This is a genomic window from Agromyces sp. NDB4Y10 (assembly GCF_001620055.1).
GTDB classification, from domain to species: Bacteria; Actinomycetota; Actinomycetes; order Actinomycetales; family Microbacteriaceae; genus Agromyces; species Agromyces indicus.
On record NZ_LQGY01000028.1, the window covers coordinates 82,686 to 98,426 of the forward strand.

18 protein-coding genes are annotated in these 15,741 nt (G+C 74.0%); 8 read left to right on the forward strand and 10 right to left on the reverse strand.

Translation table 11 applies throughout. The annotated features are described in order from the left end of the window. Window positions 1–7: 7 nt before the first annotated feature. The 4 genes from AVP42_RS07380 to AVP42_RS07395 form a co-directional block, all read right to left on the reverse strand. Window positions 8–829, reverse strand: coding sequence for an MBL fold metallo-hydrolase (locus AVP42_RS07380; RefSeq protein WP_067947613.1), 822 nt, complete (start codon window positions 827–829; stop codon window positions 8–10). Window positions 830–895: 66 nt separating this feature from the next. Further along, the gene (locus tag AVP42_RS07385; protein WP_067947615.1) at window positions 896–1,366 is read right to left on the reverse strand and encodes a GNAT family N-acetyltransferase; all 471 of its coding nucleotides are present in this window, start codon (window positions 1,364–1,366) and stop codon (window positions 896–898) included. Window positions 1,367–1,424: 58 nt separating this feature from the next. Next, window positions 1,425–1,841, reverse strand: a complete 417-nt coding sequence (locus AVP42_RS07390; protein ID WP_067947620.1) for an arsenate reductase ArsC — start codon at window positions 1,839–1,841, stop codon at window positions 1,425–1,427. A gap of 21 nt (window positions 1,842–1,862) precedes the next feature. Continuing rightward, window positions 1,863–2,789: a metalloregulator ArsR/SmtB family transcription factor gene (locus AVP42_RS07395; protein WP_082847069.1), complete on the reverse strand. Its 927-nt coding sequence runs from the start codon at window positions 2,787–2,789 to the stop codon at window positions 1,863–1,865. Window positions 2,790–2,908: 119 nt separating this feature from the next. On the opposite strand from AVP42_RS07395, the gene AVP42_RS07400 reads away from it, so the two are divergent. From AVP42_RS07400 to AVP42_RS07410, 3 genes are read left to right on the forward strand one after another with little or no spacing between them, the layout of a single operon-like run. Further along, window positions 2,909–3,751 carry a universal stress protein gene (locus AVP42_RS07400; RefSeq protein WP_067947622.1) on the forward strand — a complete coding sequence of 281 codons (843 nt, stop codon included), beginning with the start codon at window positions 2,909–2,911 and terminating at the stop codon, window positions 3,749–3,751. 2 nt (window positions 3,752–3,753) lie between these two features. After that, complete coding sequence (locus AVP42_RS07405) at window positions 3,754–5,202, forward strand: MBL fold metallo-hydrolase RNA specificity domain-containing protein (RefSeq protein ID WP_082847071.1); 1,449 nt, start codon at window positions 3,754–3,756, stop codon at window positions 5,200–5,202. A 26-nt stretch (window positions 5,203–5,228) separates the two neighbouring features. Then, the gene (locus AVP42_RS07410; protein WP_067947624.1) at window positions 5,229–5,666 is read left to right on the forward strand and encodes a pyridoxamine 5'-phosphate oxidase family protein; all 438 of its coding nucleotides are present in this window, start codon (window positions 5,229–5,231) and stop codon (window positions 5,664–5,666) included. A 14-nt stretch (window positions 5,667–5,680) separates the two neighbouring features. Here the strand turns inward: AVP42_RS07410 and AVP42_RS07415 are convergent, their stop codons facing one another. Beyond that, complete coding sequence (locus tag AVP42_RS07415; RefSeq protein WP_231878567.1) at window positions 5,681–6,562, reverse strand: carbohydrate kinase family protein; 882 nt, start codon at window positions 6,560–6,562, stop codon at window positions 5,681–5,683. 143 nt (window positions 6,563–6,705) lie between these two features. Here AVP42_RS07415 and AVP42_RS07420 point away from each other — a divergent pair, with 143 nt between their 5' ends. Further along, a complete protein-coding gene (locus tag AVP42_RS07420) occupies window positions 6,706–7,698 on the forward strand; it encodes an acetylxylan esterase (RefSeq protein ID WP_067947628.1) in 993 nt (330 codons plus the stop codon). Window positions 7,699–7,741: 43 nt separating this feature from the next. Here the strand turns inward: AVP42_RS07420 and AVP42_RS07425 are convergent, their stop codons facing one another. The 3 genes from AVP42_RS07425 to AVP42_RS07435 form a co-directional block, all read right to left on the reverse strand. After that, window positions 7,742–7,957: a hypothetical protein gene (locus AVP42_RS07425; protein WP_067947630.1), complete on the reverse strand. Its 216-nt coding sequence runs from the start codon at window positions 7,955–7,957 to the stop codon at window positions 7,742–7,744. 139 nt (window positions 7,958–8,096) lie between these two features. Next, window positions 8,097–8,579: an SRPBCC domain-containing protein gene (locus AVP42_RS07430; RefSeq protein WP_067947631.1), complete on the reverse strand. Its 483-nt coding sequence runs from the start codon at window positions 8,577–8,579 to the stop codon at window positions 8,097–8,099. Next, complete coding sequence (locus tag AVP42_RS07435) at window positions 8,576–8,932, reverse strand: helix-turn-helix transcriptional regulator (RefSeq protein ID WP_067947632.1); 357 nt, start codon at window positions 8,930–8,932, stop codon at window positions 8,576–8,578. The genes AVP42_RS07430 and AVP42_RS07435 overlap by 4 nt, the downstream gene beginning before the upstream one ends. 217 nt (window positions 8,933–9,149) lie before the next feature. Between AVP42_RS07435 and AVP42_RS07440 the strand changes: the two genes are divergently transcribed. Next, complete coding sequence (locus AVP42_RS07440) at window positions 9,150–9,818, forward strand: GAP family protein (protein WP_067947633.1); 669 nt, start codon at window positions 9,150–9,152, stop codon at window positions 9,816–9,818. A gap of 85 nt (window positions 9,819–9,903) precedes the next feature. On the opposite strand, the gene AVP42_RS07445 is transcribed toward AVP42_RS07440, so the two are convergent. Beyond that, window positions 9,904–11,562, reverse strand: coding sequence for a molybdopterin-dependent oxidoreductase (locus AVP42_RS07445; protein ID WP_082847072.1), 1,659 nt, complete (start codon window positions 11,560–11,562; stop codon window positions 9,904–9,906). 134 nt (window positions 11,563–11,696) lie between these two features. Between AVP42_RS07445 and AVP42_RS07450 the strand changes: the two genes are divergently transcribed. After that, window positions 11,697–12,539: a DNA/RNA non-specific endonuclease gene (locus AVP42_RS07450; RefSeq protein ID WP_067947634.1), complete on the forward strand. Its 843-nt coding sequence runs from the start codon at window positions 11,697–11,699 to the stop codon at window positions 12,537–12,539. 58 nt (window positions 12,540–12,597) lie between these two features. Then, the gene (locus tag AVP42_RS07455) at window positions 12,598–14,181 is read left to right on the forward strand and encodes an FAD-dependent monooxygenase (RefSeq protein ID WP_067947635.1); all 1,584 of its coding nucleotides are present in this window, start codon (window positions 12,598–12,600) and stop codon (window positions 14,179–14,181) included. A gap of 47 nt (window positions 14,182–14,228) precedes the next feature. Here the strand turns inward: AVP42_RS07455 and AVP42_RS07460 are convergent, their stop codons facing one another. Beyond that, the gene (locus AVP42_RS07460) at window positions 14,229–14,606 is read right to left on the reverse strand and encodes a hypothetical protein (RefSeq protein ID WP_067947636.1); all 378 of its coding nucleotides are present in this window, start codon (window positions 14,604–14,606) and stop codon (window positions 14,229–14,231) included. Window positions 14,607–14,699: 93 nt separating this feature from the next. Between AVP42_RS07460 and AVP42_RS07465 the strand changes: the two genes are divergently transcribed. Then, window positions 14,700–15,668 (forward strand): DMT family transporter, encoded by a 969-nt coding sequence (locus tag AVP42_RS07465; protein WP_231878568.1) that lies wholly within the window; start codon window positions 14,700–14,702, stop codon window positions 15,666–15,668. Window positions 15,669–15,741: the final 73 nt, after the last annotated feature.

The window sequence follows — 15,741 nt, forward strand, 5'->3', positions numbered from 1 at the left end:
TCGCGGGCTAGCCGGAGTCCGCGGCGCGGTGCTTCTCGGCGAGGCGCTCGAGCTGCCACTCGTCGACGTCGGTCAGCCAGTCGAGGGGCGCGCCGGGCCCGACCCGGGGATCGGCCGGCCGGCGGCCGTCGCGAACGGCCTCCACGTAGGCGCGATCCAGTTCGAGGCGCGCGCGGAAGTCCGCGGCGTCGCCGACCGACCCGTGACCGGGGACGACGACCGCGACGCGGTCCGCCAGTCGCTCGAACCGCTCCAGCGCGGCGAGGTGGTCGCCGACCGGGTCGTCGGCCGCCAGGTCGAGGAACGGCATCAGGATGTCGGAGAGCATGTCGCCGGCGACGAGCACGCCCTGCGGCTCGATCAGCACCGCCGCGTGGCCCGGGGCGTGCGCGCGATGCTCGATGATGCGGGCCGTGGGTCCGCGCCAGGGCACGGTCGCGGCGTCGGCCGGCAGTGCGGTGATCAGGCCGAGCAGCTCCATCGGGATGTCATCGGCGTGCTCGGGCGGCAGGCCCTCCGCGACCTGGTCGATCCAGTCCGGCTGCGAGAGCAGGTCGCGCATGGCCTCGGCGTTCCGAGCCGTGCCGTAGCGCGGCGCGTCGCCGAGGCCCGCGTGCCACAGCACGTGGTCCCAGTCCGGATGCGTGGAGAACGCCGCGACGACCGGCCGGCCCGTGTCCCGCAGTTGCCGGGCGAGCCCCGCCAGCTCGGCACGGGTGATGCCGGGGTCGATGAGGAGCACCCCGTCATGGCCCTCGACGACCACGGCGTTGCTCTGGAGGAACTCGCTCTCGTGCACGTGCACGCCCTCGGCGACCTGCTTCAGCATGGTTCCTCCGCTCGCGGTCCGGACCCGTTGCTGCCGAACGGTACACCCGACCTCCGAGATCGCGCCTCAGTCGTCGAGCGCGAGGGTCATGAAGACGCTGTTCGGGTCCGGGCGGTAGTCGCCGAACGGGTCGCACTCGACGAAGCCGTACTTCGCGTAGAGGGTGCGCGCCGGGCGGAAGAACTCCTGCGACCCGGTCTCGAGACTGAGGCGGCGGTAGCCGCGACGGGTGGCCTCGGCGAGGACGTGCTCGAGCAGGCGTGCACCGAGGCCGCGACCGCGGGCCGCAGCATCCGTTCGCATCGACTTGAGTTCGCCGTGCGCCTCGTCGAGCTGCTTCAGCGCGACGCAGCCCACGAGGTCGTCGCCCTCGGCGATGGTCCAGAACGTGACCTCGGGCACGGCGAGACCCGAGACGTCGAGCGCGTGCACGCTCTCGGCGGGCGAGGTCGCGAACATGTCGGCCAGGTGGTCCTCGAGCAGGCGCGTCACGCGCGGGTCGCGGAGGTCGCCGAGGTCGATGGAGAGCGTCGTCACCCGACCATGGTCGCCGACCGGTGTTTCGGGCACGTGTCGGCGTCGCGCCGGCGGGCGCTCAGGCGGACGCGCGCTCGGGCAGGATCTCGGCGATGAGGGCCTCGACGCGACGGCGGATGTCGTCGCGGATCGGCCGCACGGCCTCGATGCCCTGGCCGGCCGGGTCGTCGAGCTCCCAGTCCTCGTAGCGCTTGCCCGGGAAGATCGGGCACGCGTCGCCGCAGCCCATGGTGATGACGACGTCGGACTCCTTCACGGCCTCGGTGGTGAGCACCTTGGGCGTGTTGCCGGCGATGTCGATGCCCTCCTCGGCCATCGCCTCGACCGCGACCGGGTTGATCTGGTCCTTCGGGGCGGAGCCGGCCGAGAGCACCTCGACGCGGTCGCCGCCGAGCTCGCGCAGGTAGCCGGCGGCCATCTGGGAGCGGCCGGCGTTGTGGACGCACACGAACAGGACGGTGGGCTTCTCGGTCATGGCAAAAGCATAGACCAGCATCTATGCGATGTCGAGCGAGGCGAGCAGGTCCCGCACGTGCGCCTCGATGCGATCCCGGATGTCGCGGACCCGCTCGAGCGGCAGGCCCAGCGGGTCGTCGAGCTCCCAGTCGAGGTAGCGGCGCCCGGGATAGATCGGACACGCGTCGCCGCAGCCCATCGTCACGACGACATCGGCCGCGCGGACCACCTCGTCGGTCAACGGCTTCGGGAACTCGCCGCCGACCGGGACGCCGATCTCGTCCAGCGCCGAGACGACCGCTGGCCGGAGCGCATCCGCGGGCGCCGAGCCGGCCGTGCGCACGTGCACGCGATCCCCGGCCAGGTGCCGCAGGATCGCGGCGGCCATCTGCGAGCGGCCCGCGTTCTGCACGCACACGAACAGCACCTCGGGCACCGCACGACCCCCATCGGCGCGCGGGCGCTGCGGCTCCGCCGTCGCCAACGCGCTCAGCCGCTCCGCCGCGAACTGCGCCGTGAGCGACGGCAGCCGCCGCGTGATCCCCGACCGCTCCGCGAGCAGCTCGTGGCTCTCGCGCACGTACCTCGCCACGGTCTCCCGACCGAAGACGCCGGCGAAGCGATCGGCGAGGTCGCTCGCGATGCGGTCCAGCACCGCGGCATCCGTCGTGGGATCGGGCGCGGACGCCGGCGCGCCCAGGAGGTCGCCGACCCGCTCGGCCTGGTCGGGCGCGACCGAGTACCACGCGCGCCGTCCCTCCGGCGTGCGCACGAGGACGCCCTCGTCGTGCAGCGCCTTCGCGTGGTGCGACACCGTCGGCTGCCGCAGCCCCAGCTCGGCGGCGAGCTCGGTGACCGTGGCGCGACCGTCGGGCCGCGCGAGGATCAGCGAGAGCATGCGCGCGCGCGTCGGATCGGCGATCAGCGCGAGGCCGCTCGCCGCGGCATCCGCTCGCCCCGAGACCATAGATCACAGTCTATGCAAGTGACGGATGCCGCGGCCGAGTGACCTTCGGCCCTCACCGCCGACCCGGCTCCCGGGAGGCTGGACGCAGGCCGCACCCGCCGCGGTCGACGAAGGGGTTGGTGCAGGTGTTCACGAAGACCGTGGTCGCATGGGACGGCTCGCCGCACGCCGAGGCCGCGCTCCGCTGGGCCGCCGGGCGGGGCAGCGACGAGGTGCTCGAACTCGTGCACGTCATTCCCGGCGAGGACCAGGCCAGCGAGTACCTGCGGGCGACCGGCGAGCTCTCGGAGCAGCGCGTCGCCCTCATGGATCGCGCCGAGGCCCTGCGCGCCGAGCACCCCGGCCGCACCGTCACCACGCACACCGTGCACGGCCGACCCGAGAAGGAGCTCGGCGGACGCATGGGCCACGACGTGCTCGTCGTCGTCGGCACCTCGTCGCACGGCCGCGAGACCGCATGGACCCTCGGCGCCCGGCTCGCCGCGCACCGTTCGCGCGGCTCCGTCGCCGTCATCCCGGCCGACTGGGAGGCGACCGCGCGGCGCAACATCGTCGTCGGCGTCGACGGCTCCGTCGAATCGATGGCCGCGGTGCGCGTCGGCGTGGAGGAGGCCCGGCGCACGGGCGACGAACTCGAACTCGTGCACTCCTGGGTCGTGCCGACCAGCTGGAACTCCGCCTACGTCGAGTACCTCGGCGACGTGCAGCTCATGGAGGACATGCGCCGCGACGTGCTCGACGAGGCGCTCGACTACGCGCGCTCGCTCGGCGGCGCGCCCGCCGGACGCCTCGAGCAGGGCGGCGCCGCGCCCATCCTCGCCGAACGCAGCCGCACCGCGAACCTCGTCATCGTCGGCAGCCACGCGACGGGCGGCATGGCCAGGTTCCTCCTCGGCTCGGTCAGCCACGACCTGCTCCTCGAAGCCGTCGGTCCCGTCATCGTCGTCAGCGACAACGAGTAGCCATGTCCGTCTCCCTCCGGTTCCTCGGCGGCGCCGACTCCGTCACCGGCTCCCGGTACCTCGTCGAGACGGATGCCGCGCGCGTGCTCGTCGACTGCGGGCTGTTCCAGGGCTACAAGGTGCTGCGGGAGCGGAACCGGCATCCGTTCCCGGTCCCGCCGGAGTCGATCGACGCGGTCGTGCTCACCCACGCGCACCTCGACCACTCCGGATACCTTCCCGCCCTCGTCCGCGACGGATTCGCGGGACCCATCGTCGCGACGCCCGGGACGATCGAGCTCTGCCGGGTCATGCTCGCCGACAGCGCCTACCTCATGGAGGAGGAGGCGCGGCACGCCGCTCGGCGCGGCTGGTCGCGGCACGCCGACCCCCGCCCCGTCTACACGTCCGACGACGTGAAGGCGGCGCTCGGGCGGTTCCGCGAACTCGACTTCGGCGAGCCCCGGTCGATCGCCGACGGCGTGGACGTGCGCCTCGCGCCCGCCGGGCACATCCTCGGCGCCGCGCAGGTGCGCCTCCGCGCCGAGGGACGCACGCTGCACTTCACCGGCGACCTCGGCCGCCACGACGACCCGCTCATGCGCGCGCCCGCCGACCTCGAGCCGTGCGACGTGCTCGTCACCGAGGGCACCTACGGCGACCGCGCCCACACCGACGAGGACCCCGCCGACCGCCTCGGCGAGGTCGTCACCCGCGTGACCCGGCGCGGCGGCGTGGTGCTCATCCCCGCCTTCGCCGTCGGTCGCACCGAGACCGTGCTGCTGCACCTCGCGCGACTCGCGGACCGCGGCGAGCTGCCCGACGTGCCCATCTACCTGAACAGCCCCATGGCCGTCGACGTCGCCTCCATCTACGAGCGGTACCCCGAGGAGCACCGTCTCGACCACGACCGGCTCACGCGCATGTACCGCCTCGCGACCCGCATCAGCACGGTCGACGACTCCAAGCTGCTCAACCTGCGCGGCGGGCCGATGATCATCATCTCCGCCAGCGGCATGCTCACCGGCGGCCGTGTCCTGCACCACATCCAGGCCTACGGCCCCGACCGGCGCAACGCGATCGTGCTCACGGGCTTCCAGGCGGGCGGCACGCGCGGCGCCGCACTCGCCGCGGGGGAGCGGACGCTCCGCATCTTCGGCGAGGACGTCCCAATCCGCGCCGACGTCGTGATGATCGACAGCATGTCGGCCCACCCCGACGCCGACGAGATCCTCGACTGGCTCCGCGGCGCGGCATCCGCCCCCGGCATGACCTACGTGACCCACGGCGAGGCGCACGCCGCCGACGCCCTGCGAGCCCGCATCAAGCACGAGCTCGGCTGGCCGGTGCGCGTGCCCGAGCACGGCGAACGCGTCGCGGTCGAACCGGCGCCCGACCCGGTGGGGGCGCCCGCGGGCGTCGAACGCATCGAGGACGTCGGACCCGTCGAGGCGTTCGACGCCGCCATCTGACCGGATCCACGACCCGAGGAGGAGACATGGACGAGCAGGACGACCGGCCACCCACCCGCCACCTGGAGGAGGACGAGTGCTGGCAGCTCATCGAGGCCGCCCCCTACGGCCGCGTCGCGGCGGCCGCCGCCGGTGAGGTCGACATCTTCCCGGTGAACCACCGCGTCGACAACGAGGGCGTCGACGGTCGGGCGATCGTGTTCCGCACCGCTCCCGGCACGAAGCTCCTCGAACTCACCATCCACTCGAACGTCGCGTTCGAGGTCGACGGCTTCACCGACGACGAGGCGTACAGCGTCATCGTCAAGGGCGAGGCGCGCGAACTCGAGCGCTCGAGCGAGATCGAGCACGCGGAGGGGCTCGGGGTCACGCCGTGGGCACCCGAGACCAAGGACCGCTGGGTCCGCATCCAGCCGAGCGACGTGCACGGCCGGGCCTTCCAGCGCCGCCGCGTCGAGGGGTAGCCCCGGAACGCGCCTCAGTCGTCGATGAGCGCGTCGAGCGACGAGTGCAGGTGCCGGGTCACGAGAGCGGATGACGCGTGCCGGGCACCCGCCTCGAGCGCCTGGTCGACGTCGGCGCCGTCGAGCCGCGCATGCAGCACGGCCGACATGAACGCGTCGCCCGCGCCGTTCGTGTCGACGACCTCGACGGGCACGGCGTCGACGCGGTGCTCGGTGACGGGGCCGCCCGCCGACTCGCGTGCCACCGCGACCGCGCCCTCGGCGCCGAGCGTGCACACCACGAGCTGCGCCCCGCCGTCGACCACCTCGCGCATGAACGGCAGGGGGTCGGGGCCGATGCGGTCGCCGTTCATGAACACGGCTTGCGCGGCGTCGATGAAGGCCCGGTGGAACTCGGCCGTGCCGTCGTAGTCGTGGATGTCGGTCCAGATGGGCCGCCCGGACGCCCGCGCGTCGGGGATCATGCGCCGCGATCGCTCCGAGAGGTCGAGCACGATCGCGGCGGCGTCCTCCATCGCGGTCGTGAGGCGGTGGTCCTCGGGGCTCGGGTGGTCGTCGGGCGTCGAGAGGTAGATGGAGACGCGCTCGCCGAGGGGCGTCATGAGGTTCAGGTGCCGCTCGGTGCGGGCGCCGTCGACGACGTGCAGGTCGAGGCCCGGCACGCGCCCGAGGATGTCGCGCAGGCGCTCGCCGTCGGCATCCGGACCGATGAGCGTGTGCAGCTCGACCGGCCGGCCGAACGCCGCGAGCCCGAGCGCCTTGCCGGCCCCCGTGCCGCCGACGGTCTCGTGGTCGTCGAGCGCGAACTGCATGTGCGGCCGCGGCTCGGGCAGCCGCTCGAGCAGGACGATCTCGTTCCATGACGCCGGTCCCGAGATGATCACCCTGTCGCCCACGCGCTGCTCCCATCCGCGCCGCGACGGTCGCGGCACCCGGTCCATCCTGCCGTGACGGATGCCGCGGCGCGACCGTGGTCGGACGATGTGGGCGGACCCGACTACGCTGTCGGCACCCCGGCAGTCCCCCGAAGGAGTTCCCCATGCCCCGGTTCGACCTGCCCGTCGACGAGCTCCGCACGTATCGCCCCGACGTGCCCGAGCCCGACGACTTCGACGCGTTCTGGGCCGACACCCTCGCGGCGTCCCGCGCGGTCGCCGAGCCGCCGCGGGTCACCCGGGTCGACTCGCCGCTCGCGCTCGTCGACGTGATCGACGTCGAGTTCTCGGGGTACGCGGGTGACCCCGTGAAGGGGTGGCTCCTCGTGCCGGCGGGCGCCTCCGGCCCCCTCCCGGCGGTCGTCGAGTACGTCGGCTACGGCGGCGGTCGGGGCCTCCCGCACGAGCGACTCGGCTGGGCGGCCTCCGGGTACGCCCACTTCCTCATGGACACCCGCGGGCAGGGCAGCTCGTGGGGCACGGGCGGCGGCACGCCCGACCCGCACGGCACCGGCCCGTCGCACCCCGGATTCATGACGCGCGGCATCCACGACCCCGCCGAGTACTACTACCGGCGCGTGATGACCGACGCCGTGCTCGCGGTGGATGCGATCCGCTCGCTCGACGTCGTCGACGCGTCGCGCGTCGCGGTGGCGGGGATGTCGCAGGGCGGCGGGCTCGCGCTCGCCGCGGCGGGGCTCGTCGAGGGGCTCGTCGGCGCGATGCCCGACGTGCCGTTCCTCTGCCACTTCGAGCGGGCGGTCGGCATGACCGACAAGGATCCCTACAGCGAGATCGTCCGGTTCCTGTCGGTGCACCGCGACGCCGGACCCACGGTGTTCCGCACCCTGTCGTACTTCGACGGCGTGCACTTCGCCCGCCGCGCGACGGCGCCGGCGTTCGTGTCGGTCGCGCTCATGGACACGATCTGCCCGCCGTCCACCGTGTACGCGGCGGTGAACCACCACGCCGTCGGCGCCGAGGTCGTCGAGTACGCGTTCAACGACCACGAGGGCGGACTCGGCGTGCACTGGCAGCGCCAGGCGGTGTGGCTCGCCGAGCGGCTCGACGCCCTCGCCGACGAGACCGCCGCCTGACGCGCGCGACGGGCCGCTGCGTGGCGGCCCGTCGCGATCGGAGTCACTCGTGCGAGATGTACCGCTCGATCTCGTCGTCCGAGACGGCGATGCCCGCCTCCTCGAGGCGCTGACGGAGCAGGGCCTGCTCGTCGTGCGCGTGGCCCATCCTCATGTCCTCGCGAACCTGCACGAGGATGCCGCGGATCTGCTCGCTGCGGCTCGCCTCGGTGGCACCGTCCTCGATGGGGGCGTTCTGGAAGCCGGGCTGCTCGGCCATGGGGTCCTCCCTTCGGGCGGCCCGTGCGGGCCGTCACGATCGATCGTGCCCCACGGCGCGGCATCCGTCGAGGCGTTGACAGGCGAGCGGATGCCGCAGCGCGCGGCCGCGGCATCCGCTCGCCGTCTGCCGTGCCGCGTCAGCGACGCGCGAGGTACGTCTCGATGCGGTCGAACGCGCCGACCCAGGCCTGCGAGGCGAAGAAGTCGCGGATCTCGGGCGTCGGGAAGCCCGACTGCACGACGCTCATGAGCGTGCCGCCGTCGACGGGCTCGAACGTGACCACGATGCGGGTGGTCATCGTCTGGCCGCTCGGGTCGCTGCCGGTGGATTCGGTGACGAGCCGGCGGGGACGGTCGATCTCGAGGAACACCTGCTCCTCGCGGAAGAGGGTGTCGCGATCGGGTCCCCAGACGGCGACCTGGCGACCGCCGACCCGGAGGTCGACCTCGATCTCGACCACGCCGGGCTCCTCGTCGAGGATCGAGAACCAGATCTTCTGCTGCTCGGCGTCGGTGTAGGCGTCGAAGACCTCCTCGGGCGTGGCGGGGAGCGTGCGTTCGGCGCGCAGCTCGATGGCCTCGGTGGTGTCGGCGGTGGCGCCGCCGATCTGCTCGGTCATGATGGTTCCTTTCCGGTGTCGTTCGGTGTGGCGTTGCGCAGGGTGAAGTAGGCCTCGAGACCGTCGAGACGGCGCTCCCAGAGGCGCTGGTAGAAGGAGATCCACGCCATGGCGTCGTCCAATCGCTCGGCGCCCAGGCGGCACTGCCGGGTGCGCCCGACCTTCTCGGTGGTGGCGAGGCCCGCCTCGACGAGGACGTCGACGTGCTTGCGGATGCCCGTGAGGGTCATGCCGGCGGTCTCGGCCAGCTCGCTGATCGTGGCGGGCCCGTCGCCGAGCCGCACCAGGATGTCGCGTCGGGTGGTGTCGGCGAGGGCGGCGAACGCCCGGTCGAGCACCTCATGTTGAACCATGTGGTTCAGTGTAGGTCACTGAACCGAAATGTTCAATATGCGCATCTCCATCTCGCGAGGGGACGCAACACGCCGTGCCCGCCCGCGGAGCCGCGGCGTGTTGCGTCCCCTCGCGGGGCGGGGCGGGGATGGGGATGGGGACGGAGGCGGGGCGGCCGGGCGGCCGGGCGGGCGCGTGCCTCGGCCGGGCGCCAGCCCGCGGCGCTAGGCTCGCGCCATGGCCGAGGTCATCGGGGACGTCGTCCCCTTCGCGGTCGGGGTCGCGCTCAGTCCGCTGCCGATCATCGCCGTGCTGCTCCTGCTGCTCGCGCCCGTCGGGGCTCGGGGCGGCGCAGCCTTCCTCGCGGCGAGGGTGCTCGCGTTCGGGGCGCTCGTCGCGGCCTTCGCGTGGGCGGCCCACCTCGTCGACGACGCGGCGGGCTCGTCGACGCCCGCGGCCGTCCTGCGGCTCCTCGTCGGCGTCGGGCTCGTCGTCGGCGCCGTCGTGAAGTGGCACCGACGACCCCACGGTGACGCCGAACCGAAGCTCCCCGGGTGGATGCGCGCGATCGACGGCATGGGGGCGGGCGGGGCGTTCCGGCTCGGGCTCGTGCTCACGGTCGCGAACCCGAAGGAGCTCGCCTTCGCCGCGGGCGCCGGCTTCACGGTCGGGGGCGCCTTCCTCGGCGCGAGCGAGGTGCTCGTCGCCGGCGCGGTGTTCGTCGTGCTCGCGTGCGCGAGCGTCGGCATCCCGGTCGTGGCGGTCCTGGTGGGTGGCGAGCGGATGTCGCCCGTGCTCGCCGAACTCGGTGACTGGCTCCGCCGCAACAACGCGATCGTGATGGCGCTCGTGCTGCTCGTCGTCGGCGCGATGCTCGTCGGCAGCGGGCTCTCGGGCCTCGGGTAGCGCGCCGACCCCTGCACCGAGGGGACGCGACACGCCGTGCCGGCTCGGAGGCCGACGGCATGTCGCGTCCCCTCGAGGGGGCGGGTCAGGTCACGGTGACGAGCACGCGCTGCCACCCGGTGGAACCGTCGGGCGCGATCGGGGCGCGCTCCTCGACCTGCAGTTCGCCGTCGCGGTTCACGGCCCGCGCCGTGACGTAGTGCGTGCCCGGCGTCGCCTCCCACTCCAGGTACCACTGCACCCAGGTGTCGACGTTGACGGGCGCCGAGAGCGTCGCCGGCTGCCAGTCGCCGTCGTCGATGCGCACCTCGACGCGTTCGATGCCCACCGTCTGCGCCCACGCCACGCCCGCGATCACCGCCGAGCCCGCCGCGACCGGCGTCCCCGAGCGCGGGGTGTCGATGCGCGACGAGAACTTGATCGGCGCCTCGGCGCTGTAGCCGCGAGGCGTCCAGTACGCCTCGTCGGCCGCGAACGTGGTGACCTTCAACTCGGTGAGCCACTTCGTGGCGGACACGTACCCGTACAGCCCGGGCACCACCATCCGCACGGGGAAGCCGTGCTCGAGGGGGAGCGGCTCGCCGTTCATGCCGACCGCGAGGATCGCGTCGCGGCCCGGATCGGTGAGCGCGTCGAGCGGCGTCGACGCCGTGAAGCCGTCGACGCTGCGGGAGAGCACCATGTCGGCGCCCGACTGCGGCCCGGCGAGGGCGAGCACGTCGCGGATCGGCACGCCGACCCACTTCGCGGTGCCGAGCAGGTCGCCGCCGACCTCGTTCGACACGCACGTGAGCGTGATCGAGTACTCGTCGAGCCCCATCCCGACGAGCTGGTCGAACGTGAGCTCGACGCGCCGCCCGACGAGGCCGTCGATGACGAGCCGCCACGTCGCCGGGTCGACCTCGGGCACCGTGAGCGCGGTGTCGACGCGGTAGAAGTCGGCGTTCGGCGTGTAGAGCGGCGTGAGGCCCGGCAGGTCGAGTTCCGCGCCGGTCGGCACGGTCACGGTCGACCGCGGGGCGGGCAGCCGCAGCGCCTCGCGAATCGCGTCGATCGACGAGGTCGCGGCGGCGACCACGCGCGACCCGACGCCCACCACGAACGCGGATGCCGCGGCGATCCCGGCCAGCGCGAAGAACCCGCGACGGTCGACACCGGCTCGTGCGGTTGCCTGGTCGGGTGCGACACCGTCCGGTGCGGTGTCGGCGACGGATGCCGCGGCATCCGCTGTTCGGACGTCGCCCGCCCACGCCCGCAGCCGCCGTACGAGCAGTTCGAGGATGACGATGCCGGCCGCCGCACCCACCACCGGGGGGACCCAGGCGAGCGGGGTCGCGCCGGCCCGCGTGACGATCGCCGCGAGCGACAGCGCGCCCGCGATGCCGAGCGCCACCGACCCGAGCGGCGGGCGGGCGAACTGCAGCACGCCCGCGATCGCGCTCGCGACGAGGACCGCGATGCCGAGGCTGCCGAGGAGCACGACCTTGTCGTACGCGCCGAACGCGGCGATCGCGAACTCCTTCACGGGCTGCGGCACGATGTCGATGACGAACGCGCCGACCGCGAGGATGGGGCTGCCGTCGCGCGCCACGAGGAGCGCTGCGAGCTCGGCGGCGGCGAGGAACACGCCCGCGGCGACGATCCCGGAGACGGCCGCCCAGATCCGGAAGCGCCGCCGGGACGCGCCGGCAGCCGTCGCGTCGCCGGCCTGCTCCCGCGCGTGCGGTCGTGCGCTGCGCGCCATGCGACTGCCTCCCTCGGCGGGCCGCGATCGGGCCCGCACGAGAGTGGTTCGCGGCGGGCGCGGCTTCGGATTGCGGCGCCCGGCGTCCGGCGTGGCCGCGCGCCGCTGTCGGCGGCTCGTGATCGGGTGGGCGCATGGGGTTCGACGCGCGGTTCCTGGGGCTCGAGGCGGCGCTGCCCGCCGTGCCCGAGACGGATGCCGCGGCATCCGTCGCCCTCGACTACCTGCACTTCACCGTGGTGCTCGACACCGGGCGCAGGTTCGCCCGCGTGACCGGCGTGAACATCGACGGCGCGCAGCTCGTCGACGTGCCGCGCGGCGACGACTGGCGGTTCGACGAGCGCATCCCCGAGGCGTGGCAGGCCGGACCCGACGTCTACGCGCGCAATGACCTCGACCGCGGGCACCTCGTGCGACGCCGCGACCCGGTGTGGGGGCCGCCGGATGTCGCGGCCCGCGCGAACGCCGACACGTTCCGGTATCCGAACGCGGCGCCGCAGCAGGCCGCGTTCAACCAGTCGCTCGAGCTCTGGAACGGGCTGGAGGACCACGTGCTCGCGTACGCGACGGTGCACGCGCAGCGCCTCAGCGTGTTCACGGCGCCGGTGCTCGACCCGGGCGACCCCGAGTACCGCGGCATCCGCGTGCCCCTGCGGTTCTTCAAGGTCGTCGCGTGGCGGTCGGGCGACGAGGTCGCGACCGCGGGCTTCGTGCTCGACCAGTCGCCGCTGCTCGACCTCGACGAGGCGGCGCGGGCCGCGCGGGCCGAGCGCGAGCGGGCGCGGCTCGCCGGGGGCGCGGTCGCCGTGCCCGACCTGGGGCCCTTCCGCACGTTCCAGGTTCCCGTCGCCGACGTGGCCGAACTCGCCCGGCTCGAGATGGGCGCGCTGGCGGGCGCCGACCGGATGCCGCGTGCCGTCGCCGCCGCCGACTGGCGTCCGATCACGACGCCCGACGAGCTGCTGCTCGGTCCCTGAGCGACGGGATGCGCCCCCGGCCCTCCCGCGCGGGCCCTGGTGGTGACAGGCTGGGCGCATGGCGGAGTCCGAGACGCTGCGGACCGACGTGCTCGTCGTCGGGGCGGGCCCGAGCGGGCTCATGGCGGCCAACGTGCTCGCGAAGCTCGGCGTCGACGCGATCATCGCCGACGGCAAGCACGGCCCGACCCGGGAGTCGCGGGCGCTCGTCGTGCAGGCGCGCTCCATGGAGCTCTACGACCAGCTCGGCCTCGCCGACCGCGTGGTGGCCGAGCGCGCCGAGGCGGTCGGGGCGGTGCTCGCGTTCCGCCACCGCGTGCTCGGGCGGGTGCCGCTGCGCGAGTTCGGGCGCGGCACCACGCCGTTCCCCGAGGTCACGGTGCTCGAGCAGAGCCGCAACGAGCGGATCCTCGTCGACGGGCTCACCGCGCGCGGCCGCGCCGTGCAGTGGGGGCTCCGCCTGGTCGCGATCGAGCGGGGCACGGCATCCGTCACCGCGGTGTTCGAGCGGGTGACGGATGACGCGGGGTCGCCCGGTGCCGGCGACGGGCCCGCGACCGTGCGCATCGAGGCGCGGTACCTCATCGGCGCCGACGGCGCGCACTCCGCGGTGCGCGAGTTCAGCGGCATCCGCTTCGAGGGCGTCACGAACGAGCACACGTTCTTCGTCGCCGACGCGCTCGGCGCGACCGGACTCGTCGACGGGCACGTGAACATCCGGATGGCGCCCGACGACCTCCTGCTGTCGTTCCCGATGGGCGGGCCCGGGCACGCGCGCATCCTCGGGGTGGTGCGCGACGCCGACCTCGCCGAGGGCGGGCAGCTGCCCGAGCGGCTCGTGCGGTCGCGCATCGCGCGCGGGTTCACGGTCGGATACCGGTCGTCGACGTGGTTCGCGACGTACCGGCTGCACCACCGGGTCGCCGAGCGCTTCCGCGAGGGGCGGTGCTTCCTCGTCGGTGACGCCGCGCACATCCACTCGCCCGTCGGCGGGCAGGGCATGAACACGGGGCTGCAGGACGCCCACAACCTCGCGTGCGCGCTCGCCGACGTGCTGGTCTCGCGCATGCCCGATCGACGGCTCGACCGGTACGAGGCCGAGCGGCGGCCCGTCGCGCGGCGGCTCGTCGCGACGACCGACCGGCTGTTCGGACTCGTCACCGCCGACTCGGCACTGACGCGGTTCATCCGCGGGCGTGCCGTCCCCGCACTCGGTCCCGCCGCCGTGCGCGTGCTGCCGCGGGTCATCGGGGGCCGACGGCTGTTCGGGTTCCTGTCGCAGACGCGCATCAGGTACCGGATGTCACCCGAGCCGCTAACCCGCTCCCAAGCGCGTGACGACGTCGTCGGCAAGCGGCTGCCGTACACGGGCGCCGACCCGTCGAACTTCGACGCGCTGCGGTCGATGCGCTGGCAGGTGCACGGGTACGGCGCCCCCGCCGACCTGGTGCACCGCGTCGCCGAGCGGCTCGGGACGGAGGCGCACGTGTTCCCGCCCGACGCCGGCGGACGCCTGCGGTCGGATCGGCTCTACCTGGTGCGCCCCGACGGGTTCGTCGCGGCCGAGGCGAGCGTCGCCGCCGGACGCCGGGCCGGACGGGACGCCGTGCCGGCGCGGTTCCGCGAGCAGCTCGACGGATGACGCCGCTCAGCCGGCGCGCTCACGCCGGCGCGCTGACGCCGGCGCGCTCAGCCCGCGGTCGGCGCGCCCGGGCTCTCCGCGGCATCCGCCCCCGCGCCCCCGGCGGCGGCCGCCGGCACGACCGCGACCCGCGCCGACCAGCTCGACGCGTCCCGCGACATCGTCCACGGTTCGATGCGGCGCAGCCCGTGGCATCCGAGCACGACCTTCGCCACCCCGTCGGCGAGGTCGCGCGACGACGGCGGGTTGGTCCGGGTGAGCTCGTCGAGGCTGAACGCGTCGACCGCGATCGGCTCGAGACCGCCCGCCGGGTACAGCAGCAGGTCCCACGACTCGACGTCGTCGGTCACGACGACCCGGCGCAACTCCACGCGCCCCGCGAGCTGCACCTCGTCGTCGGTCAGGCTTCCGAATGGCTTCGTCATGCGCGCACCCCTGATCACAGCCGACCACAGCGGCGACCGCGGGTGGCGCAGGCGCGGGGGCGAGTCGCGCCGCGCAGGTCGTATCGTCGAGTGGTGCCCCACGAGACCACGCCCGCTCCGGCGGCCGCGATGACGGATGCCACGCTCCGCCGCCGCCGCTTCGCCGGTGCGTCGACGCAGCTGGGCACCGAGGTGTCGATCAACTTCGGCTCGTCGCTCGCGGGGCTCGTGATCCCCGTCGTCGGCTCGTTCGTGGTCGTCGCGGTGCGCCAGCTCGTCATGGCGATCGCGGTGCTCCCGTTCTACCGGCCCAAGCGTGCCGAGCTCACCTGGCGGCGGCTCCGGCCGGCGCTCGCGCTCGGCGTGGTGCTCGCGGTGATGAACGTGACCTTCTACGAGTCCGTCGACCGGCTCGGGCTCGGCATCGCGGCGACGATCGAGTTCCTCGGTCCGCTCGCGATCGCGCTGTTCACCTCCCGGCGGCTGCTCGACCTCGCGTGCGCGCTCGCGGCGGGGGCGGGCGTGCTGCTCCTCATCGGCCCGTGGGCCGGCGGTTCGGGCGAGACGGATGCCGCGGCATCCGCTTCGGGCGTCGACCCGATCGGCGTGGTGCTCGCGCTCACCGCGGCGGCGAGTTGGGCGGCGTACATCCTGCTGACGCGTCGCGTGGCGACCCGGCTGCCCGGACTTGAGGGGCTCACGGTCGCGAGCCTCGTCTCGCTCGCGCTGCTCGTGCCGTTCGCGGTGGCGACCCTCGACGTGGGCGCGCTCGACTGGCGCATCGTCGGGCTGCTGCTGGGAGTGGGCGTGCTGTCGTCGGCGCTGCCGTACAGCCTCGACACGTACATCCTGCGGCGCATCACGCCCCGGCTCTACGCGATCATCACGAGCTTCGGGCCGGTGATCGCCGCGATCTTCGGCGCGCTGGTGCTCGGCGAGCGGTTCACGTTCGTCGAGGCGATCGCGATCGTCGTGGTGTGCGGCGCCGCCGGGCTCGCCCTCGCCACGCAGCGCGACCGCCCGGTCACCCCGCTCGAGGCGACGGCCCAGGCGATTCCCTGACGCGTCGCGGCCCGCGCGGGCGTCGGGCCGGCGCCTCGGGCCGACGCCGCGTCGGACGCCGCGGGCCGACGCC

Coding starts and splice junctions, on each gene's coding strand:
- AVP42_RS07380 (WP_067947613.1), bottom strand. CDS start 829: ATGCTGAAGCAGGTCGCCGAGGGCGTGCACGTGCACGAGAGCGAGTTC.
- AVP42_RS07390 (WP_067947620.1), bottom strand. CDS start 1,841: ATGACCGAGAAGCCCACCGTCCTGTTCGTGTGCGTCCACAACGCCGGC.
- AVP42_RS07395 (WP_082847069.1), bottom strand. CDS start 2,789: ATGGTCTCGGGGCGAGCGGATGCCGCGGCGAGCGGCCTCGCGCTGATC.
- AVP42_RS07405 (WP_082847071.1), top strand. CDS start 3,754: ATGTCCGTCTCCCTCCGGTTCCTCGGCGGCGCCGACTCCGTCACCGGC.
- AVP42_RS07410 (WP_067947624.1), top strand. CDS start 5,229: ATGGACGAGCAGGACGACCGGCCACCCACCCGCCACCTGGAGGAGGAC.
- AVP42_RS07420 (WP_067947628.1), top strand. CDS start 6,706: ATGCCCCGGTTCGACCTGCCCGTCGACGAGCTCCGCACGTATCGCCCC.
- AVP42_RS07425 (WP_067947630.1), bottom strand. CDS start 7,957: ATGGCCGAGCAGCCCGGCTTCCAGAACGCCCCCATCGAGGACGGTGCC.
- AVP42_RS07430 (WP_067947631.1), bottom strand. CDS start 8,579: ATGACCGAGCAGATCGGCGGCGCCACCGCCGACACCACCGAGGCCATC.
- AVP42_RS07435 (WP_067947632.1), bottom strand. CDS start 8,932: ATGGTTCAACATGAGGTGCTCGACCGGGCGTTCGCCGCCCTCGCCGAC.
- AVP42_RS07440 (WP_067947633.1), top strand. CDS start 9,150: ATGGCCGAGGTCATCGGGGACGTCGTCCCCTTCGCGGTCGGGGTCGCG.
- AVP42_RS07445 (WP_082847072.1), bottom strand. CDS start 11,562: ATGGCGCGCAGCGCACGACCGCACGCGCGGGAGCAGGCCGGCGACGCG.
- AVP42_RS07450 (WP_067947634.1), top strand. CDS start 11,697: ATGGGGTTCGACGCGCGGTTCCTGGGGCTCGAGGCGGCGCTGCCCGCC.
- AVP42_RS07455 (WP_067947635.1), top strand. CDS start 12,598: ATGGCGGAGTCCGAGACGCTGCGGACCGACGTGCTCGTCGTCGGGGCG.
- AVP42_RS07460 (WP_067947636.1), bottom strand. CDS start 14,606: ATGACGAAGCCATTCGGAAGCCTGACCGACGACGAGGTGCAGCTCGCG.